Source organism: Cloacibacterium sp. TD35 (genome assembly GCF_028864635.1).
Classification (GTDB): domain Bacteria; phylum Bacteroidota; class Bacteroidia; order Flavobacteriales; family Weeksellaceae; genus Cloacibacterium.
This window is the reverse complement of sequence record NZ_CP104850.1, coordinates 1,233,530-1,247,328: the sequence shown is the minus strand read 5'-3', so window position 1 is coordinate 1,247,328 and position 13,799 is coordinate 1,233,530. Positions and strand designations below refer to the sequence as shown.

General features: G+C 33.4%; 14 protein-coding genes. 6 read left to right on the top strand and 8 right to left on the bottom strand.

The genetic code is table 11. The features are described from left to right. The first annotated feature begins 18 nt into the window (after positions 1–18). On the top strand, positions 19–1,905 hold the full coding sequence (locus N7277_RS05745; protein ID WP_274780725.1) for an ABC-F family ATP-binding cassette domain-containing protein: 1,887 nt from the start codon (positions 19–21) through the stop codon (positions 1,903–1,905). Here the strand turns inward: N7277_RS05745 and N7277_RS05740 are convergent. After that, on the bottom strand, positions 1,902–4,034 hold the full coding sequence (locus tag N7277_RS05740) for a helix-turn-helix domain-containing protein (RefSeq protein WP_274780724.1): 2,133 nt from the start codon (positions 4,032–4,034) through the stop codon (positions 1,902–1,904). The two genes, N7277_RS05745 and N7277_RS05740, sit on opposite strands and share 4 nt — an antisense overlap. Before the next feature lie 218 nt (positions 4,035–4,252). On the opposite strand from N7277_RS05740, the gene N7277_RS05735 reads away from it, so the two are divergent. Both N7277_RS05735 and N7277_RS05730 read left to right on the top strand, forming a co-directional pair. Beyond that, entirely contained in the window at positions 4,253–4,639 is a 387-nt protein-coding gene (locus tag N7277_RS05735) for a c-type cytochrome (RefSeq protein ID WP_274780723.1), read from the top strand. Further along, positions 4,623–5,957, top strand: a complete 1,335-nt coding sequence (locus tag N7277_RS05730) for a cbb3-type cytochrome c oxidase subunit I (RefSeq protein ID WP_274780722.1) — start codon at positions 4,623–4,625, stop codon at positions 5,955–5,957. Before N7277_RS05735 ends, N7277_RS05730 begins: the two co-directional genes overlap by 17 nt. A gap of 46 nt (positions 5,958–6,003) precedes the next feature. Here the strand turns inward: N7277_RS05730 and N7277_RS05725 are convergent, their stop codons facing one another. Both N7277_RS05725 and N7277_RS05720 read right to left on the bottom strand, forming a co-directional pair. After that, a complete protein-coding gene (locus N7277_RS05725) occupies positions 6,004–6,489 on the bottom strand; it encodes a GNAT family N-acetyltransferase (RefSeq protein ID WP_446715128.1) in 486 nt (161 codons plus the stop codon). 55 nt (positions 6,490–6,544) lie between these two features. Then, the gene (locus N7277_RS05720) at positions 6,545–7,066 is read right to left on the bottom strand and encodes a gamma carbonic anhydrase family protein (protein WP_274780721.1); all 522 of its coding nucleotides are present in this window, start codon (positions 7,064–7,066) and stop codon (positions 6,545–6,547) included. A 129-nt stretch (positions 7,067–7,195) separates the two neighbouring features. On the opposite strand from N7277_RS05720, the gene N7277_RS05715 reads away from it, so the two are divergent. Both N7277_RS05715 and hemH read left to right on the top strand, forming a co-directional pair. Then, on the top strand, positions 7,196–8,074 hold the full coding sequence (locus N7277_RS05715; RefSeq protein ID WP_274780720.1) for a NifU family protein: 879 nt from the start codon (positions 7,196–7,198) through the stop codon (positions 8,072–8,074). A 58-nt stretch (positions 8,075–8,132) separates the two neighbouring features. After that, positions 8,133–9,164 carry a ferrochelatase gene (gene hemH / locus N7277_RS05710; protein ID WP_274780719.1) on the top strand — a complete coding sequence of 344 codons (1,032 nt, stop codon included), beginning with the start codon at positions 8,133–8,135 and terminating at the stop codon, positions 9,162–9,164. Positions 9,165–9,201: 37 nt separating this feature from the next. Here the strand turns inward: hemH and N7277_RS05705 are convergent, their stop codons facing one another. Then, positions 9,202–10,410: a type IX secretion system plug protein gene (locus N7277_RS05705; protein ID WP_274780718.1), complete on the bottom strand. Its 1,209-nt coding sequence runs from the start codon at positions 10,408–10,410 to the stop codon at positions 9,202–9,204. 92 nt (positions 10,411–10,502) lie between these two features. On the opposite strand from N7277_RS05705, the gene N7277_RS05700 reads away from it, so the two are divergent. Further along, positions 10,503–11,138 carry an MBL fold metallo-hydrolase gene (locus N7277_RS05700; RefSeq protein ID WP_274780808.1) on the top strand — a complete coding sequence of 212 codons (636 nt, stop codon included), beginning with the start codon at positions 10,503–10,505 and terminating at the stop codon, positions 11,136–11,138. A 60-nt stretch (positions 11,139–11,198) separates the two neighbouring features. Here N7277_RS05700 and N7277_RS05695 read toward each other — a convergent pair whose 3' ends face one another. The 4 genes from N7277_RS05695 to N7277_RS05680 all read right to left on the bottom strand — a co-directional run bounded on the left by N7277_RS05695 (position 11,199) and on the right by N7277_RS05680 (position 13,782). Beyond that, on the bottom strand, positions 11,199–11,756 hold the full coding sequence (locus tag N7277_RS05695) for a thioredoxin family protein (RefSeq protein WP_104794362.1): 558 nt from the start codon (positions 11,754–11,756) through the stop codon (positions 11,199–11,201). A 45-nt stretch (positions 11,757–11,801) separates the two neighbouring features. Continuing rightward, positions 11,802–12,707: a tRNA (adenosine(37)-N6)-dimethylallyltransferase MiaA gene (gene miaA / locus N7277_RS05690; protein ID WP_274780717.1), complete on the bottom strand. Its 906-nt coding sequence runs from the start codon at positions 12,705–12,707 to the stop codon at positions 11,802–11,804. 77 nt (positions 12,708–12,784) lie between these two features. Next, the gene (locus N7277_RS05685; protein WP_274780716.1) at positions 12,785–13,108 is read right to left on the bottom strand and encodes a YkvA family protein; all 324 of its coding nucleotides are present in this window, start codon (positions 13,106–13,108) and stop codon (positions 12,785–12,787) included. 116 nt (positions 13,109–13,224) lie between these two features. Beyond that, complete coding sequence (locus N7277_RS05680) at positions 13,225–13,782, bottom strand: TlpA family protein disulfide reductase (protein ID WP_274780715.1); 558 nt, start codon at positions 13,780–13,782, stop codon at positions 13,225–13,227. Between the last annotated feature and the right edge of the window lie 17 nt (positions 13,783–13,799).

The following is a 13,799-nucleotide window of genomic DNA, read 5'->3' as shown; positions in this document are numbered from 1 at the left end:
GAATTAACCAAACCTACAATGAACTACGTTTCCGCAGAAAATCTGACCAAATCTTACGGTATCAAAACGCTTTTTAAGAATATTTCTTTCCATATTAATGAAGGAGACAAAATTGCGATTGTTGCCAAAAACGGCACTGGAAAATCTACGCTTTTAAAAATCCTTTTAGGAAAAGAAATTGCAGATTCTGGCGAAGTAGTGATTAACAAAGATGTTCAGGTAGTTTTGTTCGACCAAGAAATAGAGTTTGACTCTCAACTTACTGTGGAAGAATTCATGATGACACTAGATTCTAAGCCTATTCAAGCGCTTAAAAACTATCATCAGTCGCTTCATTCTACTGACCAAAAATTCATAGAAAAAGCTTTGGCAGAAATGGAAATTCACAAAGCTTGGGATTTAGAAACCGAAATGAAACAAATTCTTTCGCAGCTAAAAATCACCAATTTAGAGGCGAAAATGGGAACGCTTTCTGGAGGACAAATCAAAAGAGTTGCCCTTGCAAAACTCCTTACAGAAACCAGAGCAGAACACAGACACGTCTTGCTGATTATGGACGAACCTACCAATCACTTAGACGTAGAAATGGTAGAATGGTTAGAAAATTACCTTTCTAAAGCCATGATTACTTTGCTTTTGGTAACCCACGACCGTTATTTTCTGGATTCTGTTTGCGACACAGTTTGGGAAATGGAAGACCAAAATCTGTATGTTCATAACGGAAGTTATGCGACTTATCTGGAAAACAAGATGATTCGTGAAGATAATTTGAACGCTACAATTGACAAAGCTAACAATCTTTACCGAAAAGAATTAGAATGGATGCGCCGTCAACCAAAAGCGAGAACTACCAAATCAAAATCTAGAATTGATGCTTTCTACGACACCGAAAAGGTAGCGAAAACCAATACTAAAAAGCAATCTTTGGAACTCGATTTTGAGATGAAAAGATTGGGAAAAAAGATTTTGGAACTCAAAAACATCAACAAAAGTTTTGGAAATTTGGTTTTGCTCAAAGATTTTTCATATTCATTTCAGCGAGGCGAAAAAGTAGGAATTGTAGGAAAAAATGGAGCAGGAAAATCTACACTTCTCAATATTATACAAGGTTTAGAGCCCAAAGATTCTGGCGAAATAGAAACGGGAGAAACTATAAAATTTGGTTATTTCTCGCAAAAAGGGCTGCAATATAATGAAGAAGAAAGAGTGATTGATTTTATCAAAAATATTTCTGAGAATTTCCCTTTAGCAAACGGAAGAACCATTTCTGCATCACAGTTTTTAAGAATTTTCTTATTTGATGACCAAACGCAATATTCACCGATTTCTAAACTTTCTGGTGGCGAAAAACGAAGATTGCACTTAATGTATGTGTTGTATCAAAATCCTAACTTCTTGATTTTTGATGAACCTACCAATGATTTAGACTTGCCCACGCTCACGGTTTTGGAAAACTTTTTACAGAATTTCGCAGGTTGTCTCATTATTGTTTCTCACGACCGTTATTTTATGGATAGAATTGTAGACCATGTTTTGGCGTTTGAAGGCGATGGAAAAATCAAAGATTTTGTTGGGAATTTTTCCGAATATAGAGAATGGAAAAAGACTGAAATCGGAAGTCCAAAGTCTGACATTTCGACTCCGCTCAGTGTGACAAACCAACAACCTACAACCAGCAACCAACAACCAAAAAAGAAACTCTCTTTCAAAGAACAGCGCGAACTAGAAACCATAGAAAAAGAAATGCCAGAATTAGAGAAAAAACGTGCTGAAATTCTTGAAAAACTCAATAATGAAGTCGATTACGAGAAAATAGCGACACTTTCTGCTGAGCTGGAAAAGGCTTCTGAAAAACTAGAAGAATACGAGATGCGTTGGCTAGAATTACAGGAAATTTTAAATTAATTTTTCTTCTTCAAAAAGAAATTCCAAAGTAATCTGATTTCGTGAAATTCAAAATCTTTTGGCAAGACTTTTAACCAATCTTTCAATTCTTGTTGAGGATTTTCATCAAAAATTTTCTTGAATGTTTCTATTTTTTCGACAGGATAAATTCTTTTCATATCTTCAAAATCCAGAACTCCCTGTTCTGCAATTTTTGCCATGTGTGAAAAAATAGTAGATACTAGAACTCCCTTTGACAAAGCGATTTCGTTAAGTGTTTTTCCTTGTTCAAATAATTGATAAGATAAAACATGAGAAGGAACTTTGGCAATTTTCACCGAAATTTTTTCGTCATTTTTTTCATCAAAAAGAGGTTTTTCTAACAAGTGAACCTGCTTTAAATCGTTCAAATAATCTTCTAAATCATCTAGAAAAACTCGAGTGTCTTCATTGTATTGTTTCATTCCTTTTACGCCTTTTGTTTCGGCATAAAATTCTCTAAATGGTTTGAAAATCTCTTCATTTACCTTGGTAAAAAAGAAATTTACCGCTCCTGATGATTTGGTTTCTATTTCTTCCCAATTTTCTTGCGTTTGAATGAACTTTCTAGTTTTTGGCCAAATAAATTTTTCAAATTTCAGGTAAATATCAGTGAGATTTTCTATTGATTTTTTGATGAGAAAATATAAATTTTGAGTTTTTTCTTTGTCTACAAATTTGCTTTCTTTAGAAGCATCATTCCAAGTTTCCAAAGATTCTTTTGCCCATGAAATATCTAAATAGCGAAGCACTTTTCTGATGCTGTAATCGTATTTTTCGGCATGCAAAATTTCTTCTAATCGGTCATTTGCATGAGTAGCATCTTGAAACTCTGCCACTCTTCTGTCACTGAAAATCACATCGCTAGAAATTTTAGATTTCAAAACAATTCCTTCTAAAGTTCTACAGCGCGAAAGTGCCACGTAAACCTGACCAGAAGCGAAAGATTTCCCTGCATCTACAATTAATCGATCAAAAGTAAGCCCCTGAGATTTATGAATTGTTACCGCCCAAGCCAAACGAATAGGATACTGTTCGAAACTTCCTAAAACTTCTTCTTCGATGTTTTTTTCTGCATCGAGAGAGTATTTTTTCTGTTCCCAGTTTTCTTTTTTCAGTTTATAATCTTCGTCATCTCCATCTATTCTTACCCAAATTTCATCAGCAGACAAGTCTACCACCTCTGCTAATTTTCCGTTGAAATATTTTTTCTCTTGAGTGGCATCATTTCTGATAAACATGACTTGTGCACCAACTTTCAGCTCTAAAACTTCTTCATTCGGAAATTGAGATTCCTTAAAATCACCAACAATTTTAGCTTTAAATTGATACGTTTTTCCTCCTAATTCATTGAGTTTTTTTGTGTTAATATCATCTGCAATTCTATTATGAGAAGTAAGATAAACGTAGGCTTCTTCTTTTGGCTCAAAATCAGGAATGTATCTTTCGTGGAGCTTTTCGTAATGTTCTCTGGATAGATTTCCGTCTCTTATTTCATTTAAAATTTCAAGAAAATCTTCATCTTTTTGCCTGAAAACTTCTGTAAGCTCTACGGTGAGGAGATTGGTATTTTTTAAAACAAAAGCATCGAAAAAAAATGGAGAAGCATAAAATTGCTTCATAATGTATTCATTTTCGTCTCTTACTACAGGCGGAAGTTGGTACAAATCACCAATGAAAAGCATCTGAACACCCCCAAATTTTTCTTGATTTCTGCGAATATGGCGCAGCGAAAAATCCATCATATCCAGCACATCTGCTCTCAGCATAGAAACCTCATCTACAATGATGACCTCTACCTCTCTTAGCAATTTTAATTTATCTTTTCTGTACTTGAAATGCTGCATTAAATCTGGAATATTCATCGCCAGATTTTCATTAATTCGCTCTAAAGTAGGGATAAAAGTTCTGAGTGGAAACCCGAACATAGAATGAATGGTAACACCACCAGCATTGATAGCTGCAATACCAGTTGGCGCTACTACAATGTGTTTTTTACGTGTTTTTTTAACGAAATTATTCAGAAAAGTGGTTTTACCTGTTCCTGCTTTTCCAGTTAGGAAAATGTTTCGTGAAGTGTTTTCTACAAGGTCAAAAAGTTGGTTATTCATTCTAGGTTCAAAATTAGTGAAAAAAAATCAAGATGCGATGATTTGACAATATGATGATGTGAAGGTCATAAATCTAAAATTTTAAAAAATTATTGATGCAAAAAATGGAGAAAGATTTAATGATAAATAAAAACTATCAAGTTAATAGATGATACAAATCATAAAAAAGATATTGACTAAGAAATTAACTTTGCACCAGAATTTTTAAGAAAAATCTTATGAAAAAGATATGGATTTTTTTGACGCTCTTTTTTGCGTTTGCCACTTATTCTTCTTGGATTTATACAGGCGCAACAAACTACGGAACCGTAATGACTACCCGACAACAATTGGGTAAAAAAATATATCAAGAGTACAATTGTCAATCTTGCCATCAGATTTTTGGTTTAGGAGGATATTTAGGTCCAGAACTTACTACTGCTATTTCAGATAAAACTCGTGGAGAATCCTATGTAAAAGCTTTTATAGAAAATGGAGGCGGAACCAGAATGCCTAATTTCCATTTCAGTAAAGAACAAACAGAAGCATTGGTAGATTATTTAAAATATGTAGACGCAAATGCTTTTTCTTATAAAAACACCACACCACATGAAACTGAAGAATAATATCATCGGAAGCTGGTTTATTATCATTGCCATTTTTTCGCTTTTTTTAGGACTTGTTTTTGGGATTTTAGGAGGATTGCAACATCTTTATCCCAATTTATTGAAAGATACTTTGTCTTTCCAAAAAATGAGACCGCTTCACACTTACCTTTCTATCAACTGGATTTTTACAGCAGCCACAGGAATTATTTATTATTATTTACCAGAAGTTTCGGGTAGAAAAATTTATTCTGAAAAACTGGCGAAATTACAAATCGCTTTGCAAATTTTAATATTGGTTTTGGTAACAGTTTTCTTTGTCTTAGGAAAATTCGGAGGAAGAGAATATTTAGAATTCCCGCCATATATTGTGATTTTGATTGTGAGTTCTTGGTTGATTTTCATGTATAATTTCTTCATGACCGTAAAACCTAATTACAAAACAGTCCCTGTCTACATCTGGAGCTGGAGTACGGGTTTAATTTTCTTTTTGATTACTACAGTAGAAGCTCAACTTTGGCAATTCTCATTTTTTAATGACAATATCATTCGAGATGTAACCATTCAGTGGAAAGCTATGGGTTCTATGGTTGGTTCTTGGAATATGCTGGTGTACGGAACTGCTATGTTTGCTATGGAAAAAATCTCTGGAGATCAAAAAATCAATCAATCTAAAATTGCATTTTTCTTTTATTTCCTTGGCTTAACGAATCTTATGTTCAACTGGGGACACCATACTTATATAGTACCCGCTTCACCAACGGTGAAACTTATTGCTTACAGCATTAGCATGACGGAATTGCTTATTTTGGCAAATATTATTTACTCTTTTAGAAAAACTTATATAAAAGCGAACCACCAAAACCACAAGCTTTCGTTTAAGATTCTTACTTATGCAGAAATCTGGATTTTACTCAACTTGGTACTTTCTATTTCTATATCTATCCCTGCTATAAATTTCTATACGCACGGAACACATATTACAGTGGCGCACGCAATGGGCTCTACAATTGGCATCAATACTTTACTGTTATTAGCTTCTATCACTTTAATTGTAGATGATGTGGCGCCGCATTATTTAAATTGGAAAAGATACAATTGGAGTCTTTTGATCTTCAATTTATCATTGGTTATATTTTGGGTTTGTTTAGTCGGAATGGGACTACAGAAAATTTCTGAAAATTTGCAAAACAAGAGTTTTTATGACATGATTAACGCCTTGAGCATTTATTTCAAAATTTTCACCAGTTCTGGCGCTGTACTTCTTTTGGCACTGATAGCGCTACTCTATCCTTTGTTTAAATTTAGTTGGCAATCTGTGACAAAGAAAATACAGTAAAAAAAAGCCTGATTCTCCACGAGTCAGGCTTTTAATTTTATTTTTCTTATTTTAAATACGTTTCTTGAAAAATAGCAAATCGGTGTAAATCCAAAAACTGTCCATTCTTAAGGACTTCTTGCTTCAAAATTCCTTCAAATTCGAAACCGTTTTTCTGCAATACTTTTCCCGATGCAGGATTGTACGGAAAATGAGAAGCATAGATTTTATTTAGATGTAACTCTTCGAAGCCAAATTGTAGAATTCTTTGTAATGCTTCAGTAACATAGCCTTTGTTCCAAAAAGATTTCCCGAGCCAATATCCAACTTCTGCTTTTCGATTCGCTAAATCTACATGAAGACCAATCGCACCAATTAATTTTAAATTTTCTTTTTCACGAATAGCAAAAATGTAAGCATCTTTTTTCGCAAAACCCTCTTCTGCCATTTTTAGCCAAAAATGAGCATGCTTTTCTTCATAAGGATAAGGAAAAGTAATGGTATTTTTTGTAATTTCCGAAGTAGAATTGGCATGAAAAATAATATCCTCCAAATCTGAAATAGTAGGCTGTGAAAGTATGAGTCTTTATGTGGACAGTATGGGTAAATTATTGTCCATCCTTGTACCAAGAAGAATATTTCACGTAATTATTCGCAATTCTGTCTATTTCACCTGAAATCAGTTCTTGCGAAACGTCTTTTATTTTCTTTGCAGGAACTCCTCCCCATAATTCACCTGCTCTAATGTGAGTTCCTTGTGTAACTACAGAACCAGCCGCCACAATAGAATTACTTTCTATCACACAATTATCCATTACAACAGAACTCATTCCAATCAGTACATTATCATGAATTGTGCAACCATGTACACAAGCATTATGCCCAATTGAAACATTATCACCAATCACTAAAGGAAATTTTTCATACGTACAATGCAGCATTACATTATCCTGTACATTTACTTTGTTTCCTAATTTTATATAGTGCACATCTCCTCTGATTACAGCATTATACCATATACTGCAATCTTTCCCCATCTCTACATCGCCTATGATTACAGCTGTTTCTGCTAAAAAAGTATTTTCCCCGATTTTTGGAGTCTTGCCTAAAAGTTCTCTTACTAATGCCATATTTTAGTCTACAATTTGTGGTTAAAATTTTAAAAATTTGCAAAATATTAATAATTGAAAAAATCTAACTTGCATCTTCTCTCTTCTGACTTGCTTTCCGTATTTTTGCATCTCAAATTTAAGTAAAAAATGCATACAATTATTATAGAACCTACTGCAAACCCAAATGTAATGAAGTTTGTGGCTGATTATACCCTGATTCCAGGTTCATTAGAACTTGATAGAACTTCTGATATTTCAGAAATTCCATTGGCTCAAGAACTTTTCAATTATCCTTTTGTTTCTAAGGTTTTTATCTCTGCTAATTTTGTAGCAGTTGCTAAAGAAGACCACGTAGAATGGGAGCACATCGCAGAAAGTCTTAAAAATGTAATTGAAGATGAGCTTCTAGCCAATCCTAGAATTTACAGACAAAAACCTCAACAGAGATATGAAATCTTTGCCGAAATGACTCCGAATCCTGCTGTGATGAAATTCGGCGGAAACAGATTATTATTAGACGGTTTCGTAGAAGTAAAATCTAGAGAAGAAGCGGATGAAGTTCCTTTAGCCAAAGTGCTTTATGATGAGTTCAAATTTGTAAAAGAAGTTTTTGTTTCAGAAAATTTCATGGCAGTAACCAAAGATGATTCTGTACAATGGCATGAGGTGATGACTGTAGTGAGAAATGTAATTGCCGAGTTTTTACAAAATGGCCACAAAATTACCAATAAAGAACCTCAGAAACACGAAAGCCCTGTAGAAAAAATAATCAACAGAGAGTATACAGATGTTGAGCAAAAAATTTCTGATATTTTAACTGAATATGTTTCACCAGCAGTTGAAAACGACGGTGGGAAAATTTCACTTTTAGAATATGATGCAGAAAATAAAACCGCAAAAATGCTTTTACAAGGTGCTTGTAGCGGTTGCCCAAGTTCTACTGCTACGCTAAAAGGAGGAATAGAACAAGTTCTGAAAAATTTCTTGCCAGATTTAGTAGAAAAAGTAGAAGCTGTAAACGGATAAAAAGAATTGCGAAATTCGAAAAATAGAACTTCGTTTAAAAATTAAAAAATTAAAAATTTTGGAAAATAATATCGCTAAAAACTCGAAAAAGGGAATTTTACTCGTAAATCTTGGTTCGCCGAAATCTACAAAAGTAGAAGACGTAAAAGAATATCTAGATGAATTCTTGATGGACGAACGTGTGATAGACTATCCATGGTTCTTTAGAGCGCTTTTAGTAAAAGGAATTATCCTCAATACTCGCCCTAAAAAATCTGCGGCAGCTTACAAAACCGTTTGGACAGATGAAGGTTCGCCATTGATTGTCATCACGAAACAGATTCAACAAAAATTGCAGAAATTAGTTGATATTCCTGTAGAAATTGGGATGAGATACGCTGAACCAAGCATAGAAACCGGAATCAGAAACCTGGTAGAAAAAGGCGTAGAAGAAATAGTTCTTTTCCCACTTTATCCGCAATATGCGATGAGTACTACAGAAACCGTAGTAGAAAAAGCAAAAGAAGTTCAAGCGAAAGTTTTCCCAAACATCAAAATCAATTATGTAAAACCTTTCTACAATAGAGACCTTTACATCAATTGTTTGGCTGAAAGCATTAAAGAAAAATTACCAGAAAATTTTGATTTGCTTCAGTTTTCGTATCACGGAGTTCCAGAAAGACATATTTACAAAACAGACCCTACCAAAACTTGTAAAATAGGCGATTGTTGTTTCAAAGAAGATCATCCTTCACATCAATATTGTTATAGACATCAATGCCTGAAAACCACCGAATTGGTAAGACAAAAATTAGGTTTGGAAGATAGTCAAGTGAAATCTACTTTCCAGTCTAGATTAGGAAAAGATAAATGGATAGAGCCTTACACAGATGAAACTTTAGAAAATCTACCTAAAAACGGTGTGAAAAACCTAGCGATTGTTTGTCCAGCTTTTGTAAGTGATTGTTTAGAAACTCTAGAAGAGATTTCTGTAGAAGGAAAAGAAGAGTTTTTGCATGCAGGTGGAGAAAATTTCCACTACGTTCCTTGTCTTAACGACGAAGACAGATGGATAGAAGTCGTAAAACAACTTTGCGAAGAAGAATTATAAAACAAAAATCCTTTCAGTATTTGAAAGGATTTTTTAGTTATCTAGGTTTTCTGGTTTCACCGTAACCAATTAAACCATCATAATTTCTATCGAAAGGAGCATAATATAAAAATGCCTGATATAAGTTTTCGGTTTGCCAAAAATTACCATTAATTTCACCTAGATTGATGAAGCCTGTTGCATCTTTTGTAGCCAAAATATAATTGTAAAAACCTTGTTTCAAATAAATTCTAGCAACGTATTTTTTGGCATTTTCATCATAAAACATTTTATTTTCATCTGAAGGAGTAAAGTCATTGAAAGCACCTAAAACATAAATTTCCTTTTCTGTTTTTTCTGAATCCAAAGAAAAATACACCCAAGAATAATCTGCTTCTGTATCTGCATTTCTTTCAATTCCCAAATCATTTCTTCTGAAATAAAAAGCTCCGTTTACATCTGGCTGATATTGATAGTTAAGCGGAAAAGCCCAAACCGAATGCAAATATGTATGATTTCCTTCATCATTATTATTCGTTGCAGCCACCATATCAAAAGGCTGGTTCATATTTTTATTATCAAAGTAATAAAACTCATTATTTCCCGGAAAAACCAAATTCATCTGCTGAAAAAGCAATTTATTTCCCATCGCAGCATTGGGTTTCTGATTATAAATTCCCAGTCCAAAATTATTATTTTGAATCACATTCAGACTAATGGAATTAAGGCTAGAAAACAAACTTGCATCATTAGAAATGGCAGAAACTTCTATTCTTTGATTAAGGTTTGGCGCTTTGCTATCTGCAAATCTGGTTACATTAATTCCCAAATTCGCACCATTTTCTACCACACAAAACCTTTTCTTAAAAAGTGGTTTATTGACCGATTCATCAAAAACGATGATTTCATAATTTCCAGAAATTTTCAGTTGCGTCTTCTCATTCGGGAATTTTAAAGTGTAGTGTGTATATTTTTGAACCGTATTAAAAGAGTATCTAAAATCTTGAATATAAGAATTCACAGGACCTTTTGCATACTCTGTGAAAAACAAACCGTCATCTTTCCAATTCCTATCAAAATGCTTAATGGTGTATCGATAAACGTTAGATTTATTTTCTAGATCATCAAAATTCAAAACCAATTGCTCCCCAAATTTGATGACAGGTGTTTCATCATTGGTCTGAGGATTAAAAAGCTGAACACTTCTAATTTTTTGACCAAAAACCCAAACAGAAAGCAATAAAAAAGTAAATTTTAGAAATTTCATATCACGAAGATAACGAAAATCGAGCCAAAATATTGAAAATTAAAACGCTGAAAATGATTAAATTTGAAAACTTAAAATCTAAACTTCAAAACATGCTCCATATTCATATTTTTCGATTCAATCCTTTTTCAGAAAACACTTATGTATTGTTTAATGACCAAAAAAACGGGGTCATCATAGACCCGGGAAACTGGAACGAAAAAGAAAATGAAATTCTAGAAAATTTCATCAAGGAAAAAGAGATTTCTATTCAAAATATTTTACTGACTCATGCTCATATAGACCATGTTTTAGGCTTACAGTGGGCCTTTGACACGTATAAAGTTGCCGTAAAAATGCACAAAGAAGAAAAAGATGTACTTGATAGAAACCCGATGTCTGCCAGAAATTATGGATTTGACTTCAAACCTTTTCTTGGCGACATAGAACTTTTAAACGAAGGCGAAAAATATTTCATAGATGAAGATTCTTTTGAAATTTTTCATGTTCCGGGACATTCGCCGGGAAGTTTGGCTTTCTACAATGAAGCTCAAAAATTTGTAATTTCTGGTGATGCGCTTTTTCAAGGAAGCATTGGGAGAACAGATTTATACAGAGGAAACCATGAGCAATTGTTAGAAAGCATTCGCACGAAACTTTTTACTTTGCCAGAAGAAACAGAAGTGTATAGCGGTCACGGAAACGCAACGCAAATAGGCTTTGAGAAAAATCACAATCCGTTTTTCTAAAAAATAAAAAAGAGTCAAGTTTATCACTTGACTCTTTTACTTTTTATGAGGTAATTCTAATTATTTCCATTTGATATTACAACCCATGCTTGGTTTTTGTAATTCCTCTTGTGGATTTCCTGACAATAGATTTTCGAAAGCGATAATCAAGTCTTCACCTGTGATTTCTTTTTGATTTCCTGGTCTAGAATCGTCCATTTGCCCACGGTAAACCAAGTCTAATTTTTCGTCAAAGAAATAAAAATCTGGTGTACAAGCTGCGTCATAAGCTTTTGCTACCGCCTGACTTTCGTCAAATAAATAAGGGAATTCAAATTTTCTTTCGATTTGAAATTCTATCATTTTTTCTGGAGAATCTGCTGGATATTTTTCTACATCATTCGCGTTAATTGCGATAAATTCTATTCCTTGTGTATGATAATCTTCGTATAATTCTGTAAGTTTATCGATAACATGTAACACAAACGGACAGTGATTGCACATAAAAATCACCAACGTTCCTTTTTCGCCTTTTAAATCTTCTAAAGATTGAATTTCATTGCTGTGAGAAGGATTTGGGAGTTCAAAAAAAGGTGCTTTAGTACCTAAAGCGAGCATATTTGAAGGTGTATTTGCCATAACTATGGATTTATCATTAATTTATTGACTGCAAAATTACGGAATTTATTTTTCTATCTTCGATAAAATCTCATGAAGCTGCTCATCTGAATAATCATACGGAAGCCAAGTCACATTTTTTACTTTTCTATTCCAAGTCTCTTGTCGCTTTGCATATCTGCGAGAGTTTTTCTTGATTTCTTCTACGGCAAAATCTAAATCCCAAGTTCCTTCTAAATATTTAAAAATTTCGGTGTACCCTACTGTTTGTAGCGGAACAAGGTTTTTATATTCTGTCAAAGATTTCACTTCATCTATCAAACCATTTTCCAGCATTTTATCTACTCGAAGATTAATTCTTTCGTACATGATTTCTCTAGGTGCGGTAATTCCTATCCTTACCACTTTAAAATCTCTTTTATGCTTTGGTTCTGCAATAATTTCAGAATATTTTCTACCTGTTTGCCAAATCACATCTATGGCTCGTAATAATCTTCTGGGATTTTCTTTGTGAACTACATTATAATATTCTTCGTCCAGATTTTTGAGAATCTCTTGGAGTTTTTCCAGGCCTTCTTCACCCCAAATTTTCTGTAATTTTTCTTGGTTTTCAGCATAGGCTTCAGGCAAATCATTCAGCCCTTCTACTACCGCTTTCTCATACATCATGCTTCCACCAACCAAAACTGCAAAATCATTTTCTTCAAAAATTTCCTCTATTTTTTCCAAAGCATCTACTTCATATTGACCTATGGAATAGTAATCTTGAACTGAAAGATGACCAATAAAATGATGTTTAGCTTTCGCTAATTCTTCATCTGAAGGTGTGGCAGTACCAATTTTCATTTCTTTGAAAAACTGTCTGGAATCACAAGAAATAATCTCTGTCCCGAAATGTTTTGCAACTTCTATAGCCAGTTTTGTCTTGCCAATTCCTGTTGAACCAATGATAGAAATGAGTGTTTTCTGCATAATGCAAATTTATTCAAAAAAAATCGTCCCAAGAATATCTCGGAACGATTAAAAAAACACAAATGAAATTATTTTATTTACTCTATTATTTCTGCATTTATTACTTTATTATCTTTTTTTGCAGCATTTTTTTCGTTTTCCCAAATGGTAAATCGGTCTACTTCTTTTAAAACCATTGGTAAAACCAATGCCAGAACCCCTAAGTCATCTAAAAAAATCCCAGGCAAAAAATCTAATGGCGAAATGATATAAACAAATGCTGCTAATGGAATGATTACATTCTTGAAATCCATTTGAAATTCGCCTTTTTTGTACGCTTTAAACATTTTTAAAATTTTCGGAAACTTAGAAAGCAATCCTCCTTTTTTAAATGCTTGAAACAACAATGCTATTTTTTTCATTTTATCTTTTGAGTTTTTAGGTGTGTTGTTATTAAGATTTCAAAATCTTTGCCAATTTAAAGTAAAAACTCTTTGCTTATTTTATTTTAATAGATTTTAACTTTATTTAATAATTCTTAAGGAGCTACAGAATCTAAAAATTGATGTACAGACTCTGAATCCCAATCTTTTGCAGCATCTTCTTTCATCAAAATTCTTCCATTTTGGCCCAAAATAAAGGTCGTAGGAAAAACTTTTGGCAACATTTTTTCAGAAAGTGGCGATGTCGCAAAATAAACTGGTGTAGTATAATTGTTATCTGCTAAGAATTTTTTCACTTTTTCTTCTTCATCCTGCATGGCAATCAGTACGAAAGTAACTTTATCTTTTTTGGCGTCGTACAATTTTTGAATACTCGGATATTCTGCTCTACAAGGCGGACACCAACTTCCCCAAAAATTTAAGAAAACGACTTTGTCCTTAAAATCTGCCAAATTTGCATCGGGAACATTCACGCCTTTCAATTGAATATTCATTTCATCAACTGTAAAAGTGACGTCTTTTTCTACTTTTTCTAAAGAAGGTTTCATCAAAATCTGTCGCTGAACAAACGCTCTAAAATCTGGAAACAGAAACATAGAAACTAGAAACACCGAAAGCAATAATGTGAGCCAATTTTTTCTTAAAAAGTTCATTTTCTTAATGTGTTGAT

Coding starts and splice junctions, on each gene's coding strand:
- N7277_RS05745 (WP_274780725.1), top strand. CDS start 19: ATGAACTACGTTTCCGCAGAAAATCTGACCAAATCTTACGGTATCAAA.
- N7277_RS05740 (WP_274780724.1), bottom strand. CDS start 4,034: ATGAATAACCAACTTTTTGACCTTGTAGAAAACACTTCACGAAACATT.
- N7277_RS05735 (WP_274780723.1), top strand. CDS start 4,253: ATGAAAAAGATATGGATTTTTTTGACGCTCTTTTTTGCGTTTGCCACT.
- N7277_RS05730 (WP_274780722.1), top strand. CDS start 4,623: ATGAAACTGAAGAATAATATCATCGGAAGCTGGTTTATTATCATTGCC.
- N7277_RS05720 (WP_274780721.1), bottom strand. CDS start 7,066: ATGGCATTAGTAAGAGAACTTTTAGGCAAGACTCCAAAAATCGGGGAA.
- N7277_RS05715 (WP_274780720.1), top strand. CDS start 7,196: ATGCATACAATTATTATAGAACCTACTGCAAACCCAAATGTAATGAAG.
- N7277_RS05705 (WP_274780718.1), bottom strand. CDS start 10,410: ATGAAATTTCTAAAATTTACTTTTTTATTGCTTTCTGTTTGGGTTTTT.
- N7277_RS05700 (WP_274780808.1), top strand. CDS start 10,503: ATGCTCCATATTCATATTTTTCGATTCAATCCTTTTTCAGAAAACACT.
- N7277_RS05695 (WP_104794362.1), bottom strand. CDS start 11,756: ATGGCAAATACACCTTCAAATATGCTCGCTTTAGGTACTAAAGCACCT.
- miaA (WP_274780717.1), bottom strand. CDS start 12,707: ATGCAGAAAACACTCATTTCTATCATTGGTTCAACAGGAATTGGCAAG.
- N7277_RS05685 (WP_274780716.1), bottom strand. CDS start 13,108: ATGAAAAAAATAGCATTGTTGTTTCAAGCATTTAAAAAAGGAGGATTG.
- N7277_RS05680 (WP_274780715.1), bottom strand. CDS start 13,782: ATGAACTTTTTAAGAAAAAATTGGCTCACATTATTGCTTTCGGTGTTT.